15 protein-coding genes are annotated in these 19,945 nt (G+C 42.5%); 8 read left to right on the top strand and 7 right to left on the bottom strand.

What is annotated here, in order from left to right:
* Positions 1–439: 439 nt before the first annotated feature.
* Positions 440–2,059: an inorganic phosphate transporter gene (locus B9T26_RS08360; RefSeq protein WP_086199251.1), complete on the top strand. Its 1,620-nt coding sequence runs from the start codon at positions 440–442 to the stop codon at positions 2,057–2,059.
* Between the two features lie 238 nt (positions 2,060–2,297).
* Here B9T26_RS08360 and B9T26_RS08355 read toward each other — a convergent pair whose 3' ends face one another.
* The 3 genes from B9T26_RS08355 to B9T26_RS08345 all read right to left on the bottom strand — a co-directional run bounded on the left by B9T26_RS08355 (position 2,298) and on the right by B9T26_RS08345 (position 5,744).
* Positions 2,298–3,848 carry a hypothetical protein gene (locus B9T26_RS08355; protein WP_086199250.1) on the bottom strand — a complete coding sequence of 517 codons (1,551 nt, stop codon included), beginning with the start codon at positions 3,846–3,848 and terminating at the stop codon, positions 2,298–2,300.
* A 168-nt stretch (positions 3,849–4,016) separates the two neighbouring features.
* Complete coding sequence (locus B9T26_RS08350; protein ID WP_086199249.1) at positions 4,017–4,967, bottom strand: ABC transporter substrate-binding protein; 951 nt, start codon at positions 4,965–4,967, stop codon at positions 4,017–4,019.
* A gap of 159 nt (positions 4,968–5,126) precedes the next feature.
* Entirely contained in the window at positions 5,127–5,744 is a 618-nt protein-coding gene (locus tag B9T26_RS08345) for a rhomboid family intramembrane serine protease (protein WP_086199248.1), read from the bottom strand.
* Positions 5,745–5,902: 158 nt separating this feature from the next.
* Here B9T26_RS08345 and nfuA point away from each other — a divergent pair, with 158 nt between their 5' ends.
* Complete coding sequence (gene nfuA, locus B9T26_RS08340; RefSeq protein ID WP_086199247.1) at positions 5,903–6,541, top strand: Fe-S biogenesis protein NfuA; 639 nt, start codon at positions 5,903–5,905, stop codon at positions 6,539–6,541.
* Positions 6,542–6,712: 171 nt separating this feature from the next.
* Positions 6,713–8,899, top strand: coding sequence for a TonB-dependent receptor domain-containing protein (locus B9T26_RS08335; RefSeq protein WP_086199246.1), 2,187 nt, complete (start codon positions 6,713–6,715; stop codon positions 8,897–8,899).
* A 52-nt stretch (positions 8,900–8,951) separates the two neighbouring features.
* On the opposite strand, the gene B9T26_RS08330 is transcribed toward B9T26_RS08335, so the two are convergent.
* Together B9T26_RS08330 and B9T26_RS08325 are read right to left on the bottom strand one after the other, a co-directional pair.
* Entirely contained in the window at positions 8,952–9,959 is a 1,008-nt protein-coding gene (locus B9T26_RS08330; RefSeq protein ID WP_086199245.1) for a hypothetical protein, read from the bottom strand.
* A gap of 16 nt (positions 9,960–9,975) precedes the next feature.
* A complete protein-coding gene (locus B9T26_RS08325) occupies positions 9,976–11,004 on the bottom strand; it encodes an alpha/beta fold hydrolase (RefSeq protein ID WP_086199244.1) in 1,029 nt (342 codons plus the stop codon).
* A gap of 302 nt (positions 11,005–11,306) precedes the next feature.
* Here B9T26_RS08325 and B9T26_RS08320 point away from each other — a divergent pair, with 302 nt between their 5' ends.
* On the top strand, positions 11,307–11,921 hold the full coding sequence (locus tag B9T26_RS08320) for a carbonic anhydrase (RefSeq protein WP_086199243.1): 615 nt from the start codon (positions 11,307–11,309) through the stop codon (positions 11,919–11,921).
* Between the two features lie 355 nt (positions 11,922–12,276).
* Here B9T26_RS08320 and B9T26_RS08315 read toward each other — a convergent pair whose 3' ends face one another.
* Entirely contained in the window at positions 12,277–12,861 is a 585-nt protein-coding gene (locus B9T26_RS08315; RefSeq protein WP_413772763.1) for an arylesterase, read from the bottom strand.
* A gap of 56 nt (positions 12,862–12,917) precedes the next feature.
* Between B9T26_RS08315 and B9T26_RS08310 the strand changes: the two genes are divergently transcribed.
* Positions 12,918–13,646: an ABC transporter ATP-binding protein gene (locus B9T26_RS08310; protein ID WP_086199241.1), complete on the top strand. Its 729-nt coding sequence runs from the start codon at positions 12,918–12,920 to the stop codon at positions 13,644–13,646.
* Position 13,647: 1 nt separating this feature from the next.
* Positions 13,648–16,128 carry an ABC transporter permease gene (locus tag B9T26_RS08305; protein ID WP_086199240.1) on the top strand — a complete coding sequence of 827 codons (2,481 nt, stop codon included), beginning with the start codon at positions 13,648–13,650 and terminating at the stop codon, positions 16,126–16,128.
* Between the two features lie 26 nt (positions 16,129–16,154).
* Here B9T26_RS08305 and B9T26_RS08300 read toward each other — a convergent pair whose 3' ends face one another.
* Positions 16,155–16,967, bottom strand: a complete 813-nt coding sequence (locus B9T26_RS08300; protein ID WP_086199239.1) for a rhomboid family intramembrane serine protease — start codon at positions 16,965–16,967, stop codon at positions 16,155–16,157.
* Between the two features lie 79 nt (positions 16,968–17,046).
* On the opposite strand from B9T26_RS08300, the gene mtgA reads away from it, so the two are divergent.
* Together mtgA and ppk1 are read left to right on the top strand one after the other, a co-directional pair.
* On the top strand, positions 17,047–17,724 hold the full coding sequence (gene mtgA, locus B9T26_RS08295; protein ID WP_086199238.1) for a monofunctional biosynthetic peptidoglycan transglycosylase: 678 nt from the start codon (positions 17,047–17,049) through the stop codon (positions 17,722–17,724).
* 111 nt (positions 17,725–17,835) lie between these two features.
* Complete coding sequence (gene ppk1, locus B9T26_RS08290; protein WP_086199237.1) at positions 17,836–19,917, top strand: polyphosphate kinase 1; 2,082 nt, start codon at positions 17,836–17,838, stop codon at positions 19,915–19,917.
* Positions 19,918–19,945 lie beyond the last annotated feature (28 nt).

The raw sequence follows: 19,945 nt of genomic DNA, 5'->3' as shown, positions 1-19,945 counted from the left end.
TCGGCATATATGTTAGCAGAAATCAGTTCATTTTTACTGATATTCAGTTTATTTACTGAGCGCAATGATTGGCTTGCTGAATAAATAGTCGGCTTGAATTCAAGGCAGCCTATTGAAAGTTCTGTAATAAATCCTTCATCAAGCTGTAATGAATATGCGCCATGCTGTGTTATGTGTCCGTATGACAGCGTCTGGCTGTCTGATATTTTATGCCTTGTAACATTATTGGAAATGGCTGAAGTATAAGGGAAAATTGATGAGATTTGATTATAAGTATATGATTTTTATTGTGTAAGTCGACTGTTTATCTCGGGATTTTAGCGAGGAAGGTGCCAAATAAAGTACGAAAAACTGCTTTATATGACACCACTTTGTCATATAATTGTCACAATTAAATTGAACAATATGGGGATTTTATTATCCCCTTTGAACCGTCTGCATGAATTCTAATATTCCTCCCGTCCAAGATCAGGTGCAGTCAGCACCAACGAAATCGACGAATGTGCATGTTGCTACGCCGAAATTTTTTATGCCGGTGTTTTTCACGGTTATTATTTCTACTTTAGTGTATATCGGTTTTCAGCTTTCCACCGATTTGGCGCATGTTCCGACATTAAGTTTATATTCCGTTATTCTTTTAGCGACTGCGTTGTTAATTGCTTTAGGCTTTGAATTTGTTAATGGTTTTCATGACACCGCCAATGCGGTAGCGACGGTCATTTATACCAATGCTTTATCTGCCCCTGTTGCTGTAATGTGGGCAGGCTTTTGTAATTTCCTTGGGGTGATGGTGGCAAGTGGGGCAGTGGCCTACGGCATCATTGCTTTATTACCTGTAGAACTGATTATGAATGTCGGTTCTGGCGCAGGCTTTGCCATGGTTTTTGCCATGCTGATTGCTGCGATTCTCTGGAATTTGGGTACCTGGTTTATGGGTATTCCGGCATCGAGCTCACATACCCTAATCGGTTCGATTTTAGGGGTGGGTATTATGAACTATCTGCTTCATTCAGGCGCTGGCGCAAGCGGCGTAGATATGGAGCAGGTGATGAAAGTGGGTAAAGCACTGCTGTTTTCTCCGCTGATTGGTTTTGCTTTTGCTGCGTTACTGTTTTTACTGGTGAAAAAAATCTTCCGTAAACAGTTGGAGCTCTTTCATCCGCCTGAAGGTAACAAGCCACCGCCGCCTTTAATTCGTGCAATTTTGATTTTCACTTGTACTGGCGTGAGTTTCGCGCATGGTTCAAATGACGGTCAGAAGGGCATGGGCTTGATTATGCTGATTTTGATTGGTTGTGTACCATTGGCTTATTCTTTAAATAAGAATTTAGACAATGCACATATTCAGTCTTTTGAGCAATTGTCTCAGCAAACGGCTACTGCCATTTATCCGCAGCATGAAAATATTACGGATGATCAGGCACGTGCTGTCATTACCAAATATATTCAAACCAAAGAAATGAACCCTGAAGTGGTTCCTGCTTTAGCGGGCTTGACAGATCATTTGGGTGAGCGGGTTGCCAAATATGGTGATATTCACAATATTCCAGAGGCTGAAGTTTCTGCGATCCGTAATGATATGTATCTCAGCACGACTGCGTTTAAGCGTTTAGATAAAGCTGAGCAGCTTCCTGCAATGTCAAAAGATCAAAGTAAGTTAGTTAAAGAATATCGTAAAAACCTGGATTCATTCCTGCAATACATTCCAACCTGGGTGAAAGTTGCCGTTGCCCTGGCATTAGGTCTGGGTACTATGGTGGGCTGGAAACGTATTGTGGTCACTGTAGGTGAGCGTATTGGTAAAAACCATATGACTTATGGTCAAGGCATGTCCGCTGAACTTGTTGCTATGACAACGATTGCTGCTGCTGATGGTTTAGGTATGCCTGTATCGACAACACACGTTTTGAACAGTGCAGTCGCAGGTACCATGGTCGCCAATAAATCCGGTTTAAATTTACAAATGGTGCGTACCATTTTATCGGCATGGATCTTCACTTTACCCGCGACCATCTGTTTATCTGGTGGTTTGTACTGGTTATTCTTACAGTTCGTTTAAGACATCTGCTTGAAATAAAAAACGCTGCAATTGCAGCGTTTTTTATGCTCATTCATAAAGTCCTCTCCCTGAACCAGCTTAAAGCACTGTTTTAAGTGAAGTGCAAGAGAGGATTTAGGAGAGGGGTAAGAGCGTAGCAAAAAGTTAAATATTAAATATGATCACGCCTTTCCCTTGCGTACTCAGCATATATTCTGAGGATCCTCATCTCCTAGAAGAAGCGGGACAAGTAGCGTGATTATTTCTTAAATTTACCTAACACTTGCTTAATCGGCAATTTGTCGTTGGCAAAACCATAGAGTGCGGCAAAAGGCAGGGCAGTACGTGCTAAATAAGCCACACGCCACAATCCGCCATGGTTAGCACCTTTCATCATCAGTTCTAATGGATGACTCAACGGTGTTTCAGGGTTGGCTACCGATTCCGGATGACGCAGGTCGTAAATCCATAAGGCTGCCATCAGCGCATTGGTGGTTTCAGGGCTAAAGGATTCAACATCAAACAGACTGGCACCCTCAAATGCTGCTTTCAATAACGGATTTTTAGTCACTGAATGGGTCGTGGTAGACGGCGCAATGTTAATACTGACGCGTTGTCCATAATGACGTGCCAGTGTTGCGCGCCATTGCTGGATACGTTTTGCCAGAGCATAGTTTGGACCTTGCTCGACCACCAGACAGTCAGCAATGCCATATTCCTGACCATTGTCGGAAGCAATCAGGTTATGTGAATTCTGCTTGAAAAAATGCTGTGCGGTAATGGTTGAAATGCCTTTACTCAGAATCTGCCGGGCTTTGGAACGACACTGGAACTTATCATAAGATGCTTCTACCACTTCCTTCGGAATGGCATAAACATCGGTTGGCGTACACATGAACATTAAACTGGTATCAGATTTTTGCTCACTGACATATTCCATAATGCTATCCATAGCCATGGCCACACGGACATGCTTTTCACCATCCAGATAGGCAATGGCAGCAAGGTCTAGCTGACGTTCACTTTGGCTTAACCAATGTGCAATTTCAGGGGTTTGGGTCAGTAAATCTGCGCCCAACTTTTCTTTCAGCGCAGCCGTTGAAATATCTTCAGCCAATCTTTCTGTACACGGTGCATAGAGAGTGGCGTTACCTTGTTGAATGGTGTTTAAGATTCTGTCCCATACCCGGGTGTTGGGTAAATCTACAGCCACAATATTGGCTTTCCATCGCGCCAGCCAGGTCAGCGGGCCAGCTTCAGAGCCTGCACCAAATAACACCATGGTACGGTCTGAAAGGTCAAACCATTCCGGATGTGCCTGTGCGGTACGCAAGGCATCTGCATGACTGCATTCGATAATGCCTGCATCTTGCCAAGCCTGAATTTGATCCAGTAAAGCCTGGCCTTGTAACTTTTGTCCTTTATAGGGCACATACCATTCAGGTGCAGCATCACTTTCACCTTTGAGCTGAATGGTATATAGCGCTGAGGTATCGACATCTTTCATGATGTCCTTGAGTAAATAGCGTTGACCATCACGGTAAAAGTCAAAGCTATGATGCGCTTTATGCAAGCCTTGTTTGGCAATGGTAATAGAGTTGTTGATGGTGCGAATACCTTGTTCTACCAGGGCTTTGAAGTAGATCGGGTAGTGTTTGCGCCAATTTTTTTCAGCAAGTGCATTCATGGATGCCTTGTTGTCAACAATAGACAGGGCTTCAGCAATAATTTCTTTGCCTGTTTGGGAGGTACTGGCTTTTTTGCTGTTGGGATTGATCGGGAATTGAAGACCATTTAATGAAGTAGACATGCAAAAGATCTCTTTTTCTTGCGCATTTATATACAGATGTCTACATTATCTATGCCAAAATGAATTGCGGGTTGGCATTTAATGACAAAATTATGTAAATATTCATTTAGAAATAGAGAATAAAAAAGGAGCCGAAGCTCCTGAATGGGTAAATTTTATAATTTCAGTTTACTTGGAAATGCCTTCAGCAATTTCTTTCAGCATGAATGCAGTATTGTCCAGACCTGCACCGGTGATATACCAGGCATCAGCATTCACAAAAATAACCCGATTCTGTTTTACTGCCTGAGACTGCCCCAAAATAGGATGGGTTTTAATGCCTTCTTTAGTGGCATATTTCTGGGTATTCACCGCGCCACGATCTAGCACAATCAAATAATCCGGATTTTTTTGAATAGCCGCAGTTAAATGTTCAGCATTTTTCTTTTGGGCTGCCAAAGCTTCCACTGATCCAGCTTCAGGCCGGGCAGCATCGGTTTTCTCAGTTAGGGGAAGAACAGATTTAAAACCTGTTAACGCATAGATAAAACCAAAACGGTCATTTGCTGCATGCGGTATATAATGATCTCCAACTGCAAAGAGCATCACTGCTGATTTATTGGTAGTCTGTTGCTGCACTTTTTGTTGTAGCTGATCCAAATCTTTTAATTTTTTAGCGGCAATATCTTCACGCTTAAAGGCTTTTGCAAGACTGAAAGTACGGCTTTTCAAATCACTCATATAATGGTTCGTATCGGGAGAAAGATCGACCGTTGCTGCAATCGGTTGCAGGCTTTCAAGCGTTTTTGCTGAACGGCCACCGACGAAAATTAAATCGGGTTTTAATTGTTTTAATTGAGCCAAATCAGGTTCAAACAGACTGCCTGCTTTAACAAACTGAGCTTGATTATATTGGATTAAACTGCGGGTAAATGTGCTTTTAGGAACAATTTGAGCCTGAATATTTAAGGCGTTTAAAGTATCTAAAATGGAAAGGTCATACACTGCAATTTTTTTCGGTGTTTGTTTGAGTTCAATGTTTTGCTTGTCTGTTGCCAGTCTGAAACTTGCACTATGAGCCAAACTGTTCAACCCCACGGAAGCCAAAATCGCGCTTAAAAATAATACTTTAGTGTTCATTCGCAAGTCATCTACGCTTAAATTTGTGCAGCAGGGTAACAAAGAATGAAGAAATATTAAATAATAATCATTAGCAAATAGGAATTATTTTAGTTTTATCATAAAAAAAGACGCTGCAAATTCAGCGTCTTGAAAATATTTATAGAAAAGCAATGAAATTTAAAAAGGTAATTGAGCCAGTTTATTCAAAAAGTGCGGAATAACACGAGGTTCAATAATAATCGTCATGATTACCCCATAAGCTGCGCCCCATAAATGCGCACTATGGTTGATGTTGGAGTTGCCACGTTTGCCTGACCAGATGCTATAAGCTACATAAAGCACAGCAAAAATAATGGCTGGTACAGGAATAAAAAACACAAAGATCAATTTCCACGGTTCAAACAAAATATAGGCAAACAGTACTGCAGATACTGCACCAGAAGCCCCCAAACTTGCCCAGCGATGATCATTTTTATGTTTTAAGTAACTTGGAATAATCGCTGCAATCAACCCGCCCAAATAAAACAGCACAAAGCCTAAATCGTACATATATTGCCGATAAAAACTTTCAATTACGCTGCCAAAAAAGAACAGGGTAATCATGTTGAATAACAGGTGAGCCCCATCTGCATGCACAAAACCATGGGTAATAAAACGATCATATTGTCCACGCTGCATGGCAGGAGGCCAGAAAATTAACCGGTTCATAACATTCTGGTTTGAAAAGGCAATCAGCGAGATAATAACGGTAATAAGAATCAGGGTAACGGTGTGGTTAAAAGGTAAATCCAACATAAAAGCAAGTTCTACATTTCAAAATCTATTGCTCATAATGCCATTAAATGACAGCTTAAGTGGAACTTTCACAATAAATCCGACAATTTTAGTTGAATTTCTGAAATTACCCCACATCTTCAGTTAAAATGGCAACTTCAGCTTGAGGAAATATTGTGATGTCGACTGAGAACACCAGCACTGCAGTTGCAGAAGAGATTCCAAACTTATTGATTACTCCGACTGCTCAAGAGTATTTAAAGGATTTGTTAGAAAAGCAAAATACACCAGGCATTGGGGTGCGTGTGTTTGTGGAAAATCCTGGTACGCCACGAGCTGAATGTTGTATGGCATATAGTGCACCTGATGAAGTTGCCCCAACTGACTATAAACAGGACTATCCTGATTTTCCTGCATTTATTGATACGCCGTCTATTCCATATTTATTAGATGCAGTGATTGACTACAATAAAGACCGTTTTGGTGGTCAGTTAACTTTCCGTGCGCCAAATTCTAAAGTGCCACGTGTGGGTCCGGATGCCTCAGTCGAAGAGCGTATTACCTATGTGCTTCAGTCTGAAATTAACCCGGGACTTGCAGGCCATGGTGGTAACTGTGCGCTGGTTGAAGTGGTTGAAGATGAAGAACACGGTTTAACTGCGGTGCTTAAGTTTGGTGGCGGCTGCCAAGGCTGTTCATCTATTGATTTAACGTTGAAGCAGGGCGTTGAAACCACCTTAAAACAGCATGTTCCTGAATTGGCACGTGTGGTTGACCAAACTGACCACAGCAACACTGAAGGTGCTTATTTTAAATAAGAGACCTAAAGTTGGCAAAAATAACCTCCAATATGGAGGTTATTTTTTATCTAAAATACCACAATAAATGATAATGATTCTTATAATTAATTGCATTAAGTTTAATTTTTGTTACACTGTGCAACGTAAATTACATTACTTATCCACTATTTGCTACTTGGGGAAACTTGAATGACCAAGCCGTTTATGAAATCGACTTTAGCTTTTGCTGTACTTTCAGCGTTGGCTGTTTCAGTACAAGCACAAAATCAGTTAGTTGAAGAACAAAAAGCAGCAGTAAAGTCTGAAGTGACTAAATTGCAGACAATTGTTGTAACGGCGAGTGGTTCTGAAGTAAATGTTAAAGATGCGCCCGCTTCTATTACAGTCCTCACAGCAGAAGAAATTGCAAAACAACCGGTAAAAAGTATTTCTGAATTGTTATCGAAAGTACCTGGTGTATCAGGGGGGACAGGCTTAAATGGCGAAGGTGCGAAAATTAAACTTCGTGGCCTGCCTTCTGAATATTCTTTGATTCTGGTTGATGGACGTCGTATTGGTAATTCATCACGTACAGCGTATCGTACAGATCTGCAACGTCAGGATTTAAACTGGATTAATCCAGAAAATATTGAACGAATTGAAGTGGTAAAAGGTACAATGTCATCCTTATATGGCTCAGATGCCATGGGCGGCGTAATTAACATTATTACCAAAAAAACAGCTCAAGAGTGGGGCGGTTCTGCGACCATTAATCTAGAAAAACCGGCAGACAGCACTGAAGGCGATACGCTTCAAATGTCGGCAACGGCAAGCGGTGCCCTCACAGATACCCTGAGTACACGTATTACAGCAGGCCGTACTGAACGTGAAGCCGATCAGAATGTGACAGATCTTGAAAGTTCAACCACGGGTATGCGTAATGATACGGTTGAAGGAAGCCTTGTTTACCGTCCAAATGATCATCACCAATTTGAGCTTTTTGGTAGCTATGGTAGTCAAACCAATACAAACCCGACCTATGCACCCAATGTTGCTGATGGTGAGTTCTGGCTGGGTTCGGCTGGAGATAAAAATGAGACAGAATCCCAGCGTCTTGGTCTTGCATGGGATGGTACTTATGCCTGGGGTAGTTCCAACCTAAGTGTTTACCAAAATGAATATGATCGCAGTACAACGACTGAGGTTAATGGCGTATTTAGTCCAACTGTTCAAAAGACAGAGTTAACCGTTGTTGATGCTAAAGTAAATTTACCTTTTGAATGGGTTGTTCCTCACAAATTAACAGTAGGGGGGCAATTCCGTTCTGAAGAGTTGACCAACGACCGTACTTTGGGGATTGATTCAAATGGTGCACCTTCAATTGATGGTAAGGACTATACAGGTGATTCCACAGTAGCTGCAGATGTCTGGGCACTATTCTTTGAAGATATCTTAAGCATTACGCCTAATTTTGATGTGACGATTGGCGGCCGTCTGGATAAAGATGAGCGCTATGATGCAAACTTTAGTCCACGTGTATACGGTGTATATCATTTCAATGATGCATTAACATTTAAAGGTGGTGTTTCTACCGCTTTCCGTGCACCGGATCTGGTTCAAACTGCGCCAGGTTTCAGTACGGGATCACGTGGTAAAGGTTGTACCTCTCAATTTGGAACATACGATGCTGTAACGAATCCTAACGGTTTCCAAAGTACCTATAATGCAACGACAAATCCGTTTGTAAACTGCTATAACACCGGTAATCCTAATCTGGAAGCAGAAGAATCAACAAACTACGAGTTAGGTTTCCAGTATGACGATGAAAAATATTCAGGCGGTTTAACTTATTTCCATACAGATTTTGATAACAAATTGGTGAATACGCCGGTTAAGCATATTGCTGCTGGACAAATTAATGACCCACGTTATCCGAAGGGTGTATGGTATATCGCACCTGATAATGCTGAAAAAGCACGTATTCGTGGCCTAGAAGGGACATTTGCAATGAATCTGACCGACTATGCACGCTGGTCAACGAATGCAACTTATTTCCTTGAATCGAAAAATCTGGATACGGGTGCTGCCTTAATTAGCACACCTGAGCTTTCAGTTCATTCAGCACTTGATTTACAAGCCTCTGATGCACTCGCTTTACAAATGAACCTGCAATACATTGGCAAGCAATATACAACAGAAACATCGGATGCAAATGCATGGGCGAAAGCGTATACATTGTATGGTGTGAATGCGAATTACACTTTAAATGACAATGTCACTGTTCGTGCTGGTGTATCGAACTTGTTTGATGAATCAATGGAAACCACAGATAGTTCAGAAGATTATTACTCAATTCAAGGGCGGACGTATTTCGTTGGTTTAACGACACGTTTCTAATTCTATAAGGTCATAAAAAAGCCGCTTTAAGCGGCTTTTTTATCACTGGAAATTAAGCATCCAGATTTAAAATTTTCTGTGCCGTTTCAGCATAATAGAATTTCTCTAAATATGTTCGGGCACGTTCACGTAAATATGCAGATGAAACCAGTTTTTGCACAACAGGGGCTAACAATTGCTGCAATTCATTCTGTATTAAGGCTTCATCAATATTCAGGTCACGTAATAACAAATCAAACGGACGTTCCTGATTACGGATGTACCAGGCATAGACACCATCATGAACTTGCTGTTTTAAATAGTCAGTCTGACGGATGTGATCCCAAATTTCATGGCCCAAACTCACGGTATTGGACAGGTCCTGAACTTCAATATAATTCTTTAAAACATTTAAAGGCATATCCTTAATTTTATGCCAAAGATTTGCTTGAAAATGATAGAGCTTTTCATCATCAAAGTGCTGATTTAAAACATGCTCACTCATTTGACTCAGTTTTAAAATATTCTTTTGCAGATAATGCGCAATCGTTTCATCCAGATTTGAATCGGTCACGGTTTCTAAAACCGATTTGCCCATTTTCATAAAACGGGACACGACAGGCACCCGTTTTGCCATGACTGAATTATCCACATAGTCTTGAATGGAATGCTGGATTAGCTGGGTAATCATCGCAGAAAAAGCAGGATTATTGACCACGGTTTTAATTAAACGCTGACGGTGAGCACTTTTGCTTGCCACATATTGAGCAATCTTGTCGATGGTTAAAACCGGAATGACATCCGCTATTTTAGTGCTGTCATTGAGCGGATGAACCAGGGCAAAGCGCACATGTTCGGTAATTTGTTCAATTAAAAAGCTGCTCGCTGGAGTGGCTAAGATCTGCTTTTGTAGCAGTGCATTGATTTGCTCAAATGACCAGATCTGTTGCAGTGTCTGTTTTCTAAACCATTGATAGAAATTTAGAAATTCAGTTTCAATAGTCGCAGTATGGGAAAACTCTTGTTCTAAAAAGTCAAGATGAGCTTCAATTAACTGCTCAATCATTGGATGTTTTTGCATACTGTCCCGAAAAAAATTAATTGAGTGGAATAAGTTTATCCGCAAGCGGATTTTTCATTTTTTGGGTTTTGGCAAGAAAGGGTAAATAATAGGCTGCCACTTCCTGCTCTGCTTCCAAAATGGGCATGTGTCCGACATTGTTGAGAATGACAGGAGCCTCAGCACGTTTCAATAACGATTTTAATTCATTTGCCACTTCAACATTAATGATTTTATCCTGCTTTCCCCAAAGAATTAGTGTCGGTGCTTCAATTGTTCGTGTCAGCCGGGCAAAGGATTCAGGCGTATAAATACGGTTCAGGGTCACCAGTTGATCAATCAGTTTGCTGTTATTTGCTGCCTGGGTAATCAGATATTTTTCTTGTGCTGACCTTAAGGCCTTGGGCAGGGTGGGCGGATTTTGCATGACCCGATGCATCACCTGTTCCAGATCACCAGGTTTAGACACAATCAGCTGTTTAAGGTTTACAGGGTCTTTGGAATAACGGGTATTGGCCTTGGTATAAATACCTGCACTATTCAGCAAAAATAAACTTTGCGTATCAAAAGGATATTGTGATGCATAGACTGTGGCAATAGATCCGCCCACAGAATGTCCTGCAACATTCAGTTTATCTTCTACATCAATGGCTTCGACAAAGCGGCGCAAGCTTTCTGTCACATTGGGTACAGAATCATCAAAATCTTGCGGAGTTTGGGTTTCACCATTGTTGGGTAAGTCGGGAATGACGACATGATAGTAGGGTGTTAAAAAATGAGCAACCCGATTCCAGTTATCGCGATTTCCGGCTAAGCCATGAATGAGTAGAATAGTGGGTTTCTGCCTTGAGCCGCCCTCATTATATGCCCAGTTAATCTCGCCCACTTTAATGGTTTTAGCCTTTAAACCTGCTGCATTGCGTTGCTGAAGCAGATAATTTTGCAAATTTATTTGTTCAGTATTGGGTTTATTGCTTTGCGCCAGCGTAATACTGCTCAAACAACAGGCTGTAATAAAACAGAGCTTGCGTACACATTGGGCAAAATTTGAACCAGACTGTGTCATTGACGATCATCCTTGAAGACTCATGACGATGATATTTTTAGGCAAAAAATATCTAATTTCAGACAGCATTTAATTTTTTTAAAATGTCTGTTGTTTATTGTAAATATTATTAAATAAATGTCACTGAATTGTTTCTTGAAGTAAGTAGCTGGGAGCTTCAAAACTGTGAGCCAAGTACTATTTTTAGGGTAAATAAAATATTTTGTAACCTTAGATATAAATTAAACAGCTATTCTTTTTGCAAGTGACTTTCAGTTTTTATGGCATTAAAATATTGTAACTTAAAACATTGGAAGACCAGCATGCTAACAGCAGAAGAAGCTTTAGACCGTTTAAAAAAAGGGAACCAGCGTTTTGTAAATGGTGAAACGACGCACTCTACACTTATGACTCATCAGCAACGTGCTGAAATGGCAGATAACCAAGAGCCGTTTGCAATTGTATTAGGCTGTTCAGATTCACGTGTACCGGCTGAAATGGTTTTTGATCAGGGGCTAGGTGACTTATTTGTTATTCGTGTTGCAGGCAATATTGTTGCGCCATCACAGGTAGGTAGTGTTGAATTTGCCGCAGACAGTTTTGGCTGTCCAGTCGTGATCGTTCTGGGCCATACCCATTGTGGTGCCATTCACTCAACTATTGAGGCATTAACCAATCCAGCGACTCCGCCATCTGCAAACTTGATGTCAATTGTGAACCGTGTCCGTCCTTCGGTTGAAATTTTAATGCAGACCGAACTGAAAGATGATTTGGATAAACTGTCTAAACATGCGGTACGTTCCAATGTTTTTGCGTCGGTGAATCAGCTGCGTCACGGTTCTGCGGTATTGGAAAACCTGATTGCCAAAGGTAAATTAAAAGTAGTTGGGGCAGAGTATTCGCTTGAAACAGGTGAAGTAACTTTCTTTGATTTTTAAGTTAAAAATCAAAAGTCAGGATTTATAAAAGGCGCTTTATAAAGTGTAATGCTCATCAGTTAAGGAGTTTAGAAATAAACTCCTTAATTTTTTAGTGATTCATGGCGGAGTCTTACCATTTTAAATCAAACCCTTGCAGCTCATTTGTTACTTTGGTTTCGCCCAAAGTAACCAAAGGCATTTGTCATCCGCAAAACTCGTTAGCCACTATCAACTAGCAAATTTGTCGCAGAAACAATCATTTTTTAATGTAGTCCTGCCTCAAACAGTTGCGGATGACTTTCCTACATATCAAATACAGTCATGAATTTAAAAAGAAAATGTCAGTCAATTTCTTAACTGACTAGCATTAGCTTTATAAAGCGCCTTTTATATAGGGATAAGCATTGTTCAATAAGATACTTTGTGCAGATGTATTGGGATGAACCAGATCGGCCTGCATCAGGTTTTTCTTGCCGGCTACGCCTTCTAAAAAGAATGGCAGCAATGGTACATGATGCTGCTGACTGACAATCTTATAATTTTTTTCAAAGGCCTTACTATAAGCGGTTCCGTAATTGGGCGGAATTTTCATGCCCAAAACAACCACCTTGGCTTTAGTTTTCTGACTTTGCTGGATTAAGGTCGCCAGATTTTTTTGAATCAACAGTGGTGGCTGACCGCGCAAACCATCATTTCCGCCCAGTTCAATCACCACAATATGCGGTTTATAGGTTTGCAGTAATTTGGGTAAGCGTGCCACAGCACCACTGGTGGTTTCCCCGCTGACACTGGCATTGACCACTTTATGCTGTTTCGGATACTGTTGGTCTAGACGTTTCTGTAATAATGATACCCAGCCTTGCTGTGCCTGTATGCCATAACCCGCACTAATACTGTCACCCACAATCATAATGGTTTTAGCAGACGCTATGACTGGAGTAACACCCAGACCGAGCATGGCCAAGCAAGCAAATACAAAAGTTTTAAGATTGCGATTTTGCATATAGGGATTTTATGACCCAAGTTAATAGCGACTATTCCATCATGCCACAAGTGATTATTTCTGCACAGCAGCTTAGCCAAAAGATAAAATTTGCACAAAAAGAGCTGAGTATTTTTGAAAATCTAAGCTTTGATATCCATAGCGGCGAACAGGTGGCGATTACCGGTCGTTCGGGTTCAGGTAAATCGACCTTGCTGGGTATTCTGGCCACACTGGATCAGGCCAGTTCAGGCAAATTGGTCGTATGTGGTGAATCAATTGCAGCGTTAAACGAAGAACAACGTGCACTGGTGCGTTTAAAAAATATTGGTTTTGTATTTCAATCTTTTCAGCTGTTAGCGCATTTAACCGCGGTCGAAAACGTGATGTTACCGCTACGTTTACAACCGGGTTTTAACTTTGCTGCGGCTGAAAAAAAGGCCTTGGCCTTGCTGAAGAAAGTCGGCTTGGAACGTCAGGCCATGCAAACGCCTAAAGTGCTTTCTGGTGGGGAACAGCAACGGGTGGCGATTGCCCGTGCCTTAATCAGCGATCCACAAATTATTTTTGCCGATGAGCCTACCGGTAATCTGGATGCTCAAACGGCCAAGGAAATCGAGCAACTGCTGTTTCAGCTGAATCGTGAGTTTGGCACCACGCTGGTACTGGTTACCCATGATTCAACCTTGGCCCAGCAATGCCAGCGTCATTTTGAGTTGCGTGATGGTCATTTGATCGAACATGCTTCGGGAGAGGGCTGAAATGAATCCATTGTTTCGGCCCTTACTGAGCCAAAGCTTTAAAAGCACCGGTATTTATTTGCTAATGATTGCTTTGACACTGGCGATTAGTGCAACCACGGCGCTGAAATTTAGCAATGAACAGATTCAGAATGCCGTGGCGCTACAGGCCGCAGAAATGCTGGCAGCGGATCTGGTGCTTACAGACAATCAGCCGCTGGAAAAAAAGTGGCACGATCAAGCCAGGCAATTAAAACTACGACAATCCCAAGTCACTGCATTCAGTTCAATGGCACATACCCGGGATCAGTTTGTGATGGTCAATGTCAAAGCCATCGACCAGGCATTTCCCTTGCGCGGGGAACTTCGGGTGTTGCCAGCGGCCAAAACCATCCAGTCTGGTGAGGTCTGGATGAGTCCACGGGCCATGGATTTATTACATGCAAAAGTGGGAGATACAGTCAATATTGCAGATGCTCAGTTTAAGATCACGGCAAAAATTGCGCATGACTCCAATCAGGAACTTGGTTTTTCCGGCTTTTCGCCAACGGTGATGATTTCTCAGGTTGATGTGGCGAAAACCCATGCCATTCAAGTCGGCAGCCGTGCCGAATATCGTTTATTAATGGCGGGAGATGCACAGCAAACCAAGCTGTTTGAACAGGACTTTAAGCGACAGCAGCACGCCACTTTGCCGAAAACAGCACAAGATGCGCAAATGCTGGATGAACAAAATAGCTTAAGATTGCGCAATGCCAGCGAAAGCAATACCCGGTTAATGAAGCCGATTGCCAATTTGGATACCTTCCTGCAACTGAGCAATATTTTGACCATTTTGCTGTGCGGGATCGCCATTGCTTTGACCAGTCAGCGCTATGTGCAGCAAAATCAGGACAATATTGCATTGATGCGTTGCATTGGCGCGACGCGCGGGCAGATTCTCAATGCCTATCTGGCCTTACTGGCTGTGGTACTCATGGTGGCGATGTTGATTGGTAGTTTGGCTGGGGTGGCGCTAGGCTATGGTTTGTTGCAACTGATGCTACAACTGATTCCCAATTTGCAAATGGAATTTTCTGTATGGGCGATGCTGCTGGGGCCATTACCGGTGGCCATGCTGACCAGTGCTGTGGTGTTACTGGGATTTATTGTTCCCAGTTTATGGCAATTACTCAATACCCCGCCGATTCGTGTCATTCGCCAGCAGGAAAAATCAGTGCAGTCGATGCTCTGGATGTTGGTGATGGGCACAGCCAGCCTGGCACTATTCAGTATTGTACTGACAGAAAATATCGTGCTGACCGCCTGGGTGATGGGGGCGATTGTACTGCTGTGTACGTTACTTTATTTATTAATCTGGGGTTGTTTAAAGTTCATCAAAGGCCTGAAAGGGGCGATTTCAGCCTATGTGCGGGTGCCGTATCAAACCGCTTTTCAAATTACAGCCTTGGCACTCGGCCTGAGTCTGATGACGGTGTTGACTGTGTTAAGAACAGACTTGCTGGAGCGCTGGCAACAACAATTGCCTGAAGGTACTCCCAACCAGTTTGTGTATGGCCTGCCACCCTTTGATATGCCTGCATTTAAAGCCCAGATTAAACAACACGGATGGCCAAGTACGCCTTTATATCCCAATATTCGTGGTCGCCTGGTGGCCAAAAATGATCAGCCCTTTGCAGCAGATCTGGTCAAAAGCAATAATTCTTTACGCCGTGAACTCAACTTGACCCAGACCACAGAATATCCTGCCGACAATATCATCGTGCAGGGCACAGCAGCATTGAAATATCCCGGTGAGGTGTCGGTTGAAGCCAAAACCGCGGCAGAGCTGGGCATTAAAATTGGCGATCGTCTAACCTTTAGTCTGCCTGAAGGCCAGATTCAAGCCAAAGTGGTGAACTTGCGCAGCGTGGAATGGGAAAGTTTTAGTCCGAATTTTTTCTTTATTTTTGCACCTAAAACCATGGATGAAAATGCCGGCAGCTATTTAGGCAGTTTTTATGTGCCGGAACGGGATAAGAACCAGATGGCCGCGGTGATTCAGCAATTTTCTACCACGGTTTTTATTGATGTCAGCTTAATTCTGGATGAGGTCAAACGTCTGGTGAATGTGCTGGTGCAAATTGTCAGCATCCTGGCGCTGTTGGTCAGTGTTTCCGGGATTCTGGTGTTAATTGCCTGCTTAAACCTGTTGATGGATGAACGTAAACGTGAAGTAGCTTTGTTGCGTTCATTCGGCAGCTCCAAACAGAAGCTGAAACAGATGATGACCTTAGAGATTGGCTTTATGGGATTCATGGCCGGAATCGTATCCTGCCTGTTTGCAGAAGTGATCAGTGCGATTGCCAGTTATAAAATGAATTTGCTGATTCAGGCACATGGGCAAATCTGGATTATTTTACCCATACTCATGACGCTATTGTGTGCCCTGATTGGGCGTTATCGCTTAAGTTATCTCTGTGATATTCCGCCACTACAAAGCTTGCGCGAGATGAATCAATAGCTGATTCATCTTCAACAGGAAAAATTCTAAAAATGCAGTTGTGCCCGCATGGCGGCCAATATTTGCCGCCAGACCGGTTCCAAAATCTGCACTTGTTGCATGCAGTAGGCATAAAGCAGATAGCAGCTGATGATGCCCACCGCCATGCCTACTACAAAGGCCAAATTCGGTTTATATATTCTTTGTCCCATATACCAGATCATTGTCAGCACGGCACCCATCAGCATGCCGCCTATATGTGCGGCATTGTTAATTCCGGTCATGGTAAAGCCAATCAATAAATTGATACCCATAATCATCAGCAAGGTTTTCTTATCTAAAATAAAGCGCTGCTTGGGTAACAGGGGGAGTAGGGATAAAACCGTCAATGCACTACCAATACCCATCACGGCACCCGATGCACCGGCACTCACGGTGGGAAGCAGGCTGGCATCATTGCTGCGCAGCAGTTCAATGGTATTCTGAATATCGATGAACCCGCTGAGTAAACTGCCCATCAGGCCGGCAAGAATATAAAGACCCAGATAATAGAACCGGCCTAAAAGCTGTTCTGCCACGCTGCCAAAAACATACAGCGCCCACATATTCAACATTAAATGAATTAAACCAAAATGAAAAAACATGCTGCTAAACAGGCGGGTGGGTTCCTCTAAAAAGGTTAAAGGTGCATAATCAGCACCCCAATGAATAGCATCCACCAGACTGGGAGCAGTAATATTGACTCCGCTCAGGACTTGCCAGAGAAACAAACCGACATTGATGGCAATAAAAACTGCCGTCAACCACCAAAGATGAACCTCGGGTTTGCTTTGAATGGGAGGAGGAGAAAGTTTGTCCATGCTATTCTTTTATAATCTTTGCTATATTCAGCATCCAGCTTAGCACGAAAAAAACAGATTTTTGGAGTAACTCACTGACATGAAAGCTTTTATTGTTCGTAGTTTGTTAATACTTGTCAGTTTGGTGCTTTTGGTTCAACTTTGGATTTTTGCAAGTTTAATGTGGTGGCGAACCCATCCGGTCGATACCACCATGATGATGCGTCTGGATTACTGGTCCGACTCTTCGAAACCGATTCAACACCAATGGCGTGATTATGATCAGATCAGTGATTATATGAAACATGCCGTAGTTGCTGCGGAAGACGGGAAATTTTTGCAGCACAAAGGTTTTGACTGGGAGGGCATGCAATTTGCCCTAGAACGCAATAAAGATAAGGGTAAAGTGGTTGCGGGCGGTTCAACTATTTCCCAGCAATTAGCCAAAAACCTGTTTTTATACAATAAGCGTTCATTCTTGCGTAAGGGACAGGAAGCAGTTGCAACCTGGATGATGGAACGAATGTGGTCAAAACAGCGGATTTTGGAAGTGTATCTGAACTCGGTCGAGTTCGGTGACAATATTTATGGGATAGAAGCGGCAACCCAGCATTATTTTGGCAAGAGCTCTAAAAATTTATCGCGTGAACAGGCAGCATTTATAGCCGCTATTTTACCTAATCCCAAATATTATCAAGACCATCGTAATGATAGAAAACTGCAATATCGTAAACGCATGATTCAAAAATATATGCGCTACAGCCATATTCCTGATTGATAATTTATTTTCAAAAAGCCCAGTTATTTGGGCTTTTTTTTATGAAATTGTCATAATTTTGAAGCATACTTATGAAGATACGGACTACTTTCGAACAATCACAGGTTAGGTATGAATACGGCTGCTAATACGACTCCGGCGCAAATAGAATACACATATAATGATCGCTACATTAATCGTGAGCTTTCTATTCTCGACTTCCATTTGCGGGTATTGGAACAAGCGGTCGATCCTTTGCATCCTTTGCTTGAGCGGATGAATTTCCTGCTTATTTTTTCCCGTAATCTGGATGAATTTTTTGAAATTCGTGTTGCCGGGATGATGGAGCAACTGGATTTAGGCAATGAGAGCCATACCCCGGACGGTCTAACGCCTAAGCAGGTGATGGACAGTATTTCCAAAACTGCCCATGATGCGATTGAGCGCCAATACCGTATTTTAAATGAAGAAATTCTGCCTAAACTGCGTGAAGAAGATATCTGTTTCTTGCGCCGTGGTGAACTCACACCTGCCCAATCAGCTTGGGTGAAAAAATATTTTCAGGAACAGGTGGCCCCAGTACTCACCCCAATCAGCCTTGATCCGGCCCATCCTTTCCCGCGCCTGGTGAACAAAAGCCTCAACTTTATTGTCACGTTGGAAGGTAAAGATGCTTTTGGCCGTCAGATTGATCTGGCCGTGGTGCCTGCACCGCGCTCATTACCCCGTGTAGTACGCTTACCGGATGAACTCACTGATGGCAAAGAGCATCATGTCATGTTATCCGCCATTATTCATGAGCATGTTTCAGATTTATTCCCGGGTATGACGGCGACCGGATGTTATCAGTTCCGTGTCACCCGAAATGCCGATTTAGCTTTAAATGAAGATGTCGAAGATTTAGCCAAAGCCTTAAAAGGGGAGTTGAACTCGCGCCGTTTTGGCCGTGCAGTACGCTTGGAAGTGACTCAAAATTGTCCTGAACATATCTACGAATATTTGCTGGATGAATTCGACCTCGACAAAGAGCAGCTTTACAAGGTAGCAGGTCCGGTAAACCTTGCCCGTTTATTGTCGAATTTTAAACGTCCACATTTACGTTATGACTCGCATACGCCTATTATTCCTAAAGTCCTGAAAAAATCTGAGAATATTTTTTCTGCCATGCAGAAGCAGGATATTTTACTCCATCATCCATTTGAATCTTTTGCCCCAGTGATTAATTTGCTGCGTGAAGCTGCACGTGATCCGCAAGTGCTCGCGATCAAGCAAACTTTGTACCGTAGTGGAGCAGATTCTGAAATTGTACAGGTCTTGGCAGAAGCAGCGCGTAATGGCAAGGAAGTGACGGCCGTGATTGAATTGCGTGCCCGTTTTGATGAAGAGTCCAATATTGAAGTGGCCAATGTACTGCAAGAAGCAGGAGCAGTGGTGGTATATGGCATTGTCGGTTATAAAACCCATGCCAAAATGATTCTGGTGGTACGCCGTGAAAACAATAAGCTGGTGCGCTATGTGCATTTGGGTACCGGTAACTACCATGCCGGTAATGCCCGTATCTATACCGACTACGGTTTATTAACCACAGATAAAGAACTGTGTGAAGATGTACACCGCATTTTTCAGGAACTGACCGGTATGGGGAAAATGGCAAAACTGAAAAAGTTATTGCATGCGCCTTTTACCCTGCACGCACAGCTGGTTAATTTTATTGATGATGAAATTGCCAATGCCAAAGCCGGTAAACCTGCGCAAATTATTGTCAAGGTCAATGCCTTAACGGAAATGCAGCTGATTAATAAATTATACGAAGCCTCTCAAGCCGGGGTGAAAATTGATCTCATTATTCGTTCCATCTGTTGTTTACGTCCCGGTTTGGCAGGCTTGTCGGAAAATATCCGGGTACGTTCCATTGTCGGACGTTTCCTTGAACATACTCGTGTCTATTACTTCTTAAATGGTGGTGATAGCCGGATTTACTGTTCAAGTGCGGACTGGATGGACCGTAACCTGTTCAACCGAGTGGAAGCATGTTTCCCGGTTGAAGATTCAGCATTGAAAAAACGCATTTACCAACAAGGCTTACTGAATTATTTAAAAGATAATCAGCAAGCATGGTTGCTGCAAAGTGATGGCACCTGGTTACGTGCCCAAGTTGCCGAAGGCGAAGAAGCACATAATGCACAGCGTATATTATTAGAGATGATCAAATAATCTGGATCAGTCTTAATCACATCAAATC

This window comes from Acinetobacter sp. ANC 4169, from assembly GCF_002135355.1.
Taxonomy (GTDB): Bacteria; Pseudomonadota; Gammaproteobacteria; order Pseudomonadales; family Moraxellaceae; genus Acinetobacter.
The sequence above is the reverse complement of the archived record's forward strand: the minus strand, read 5'-3'. Positions and strand labels throughout refer to the sequence as shown.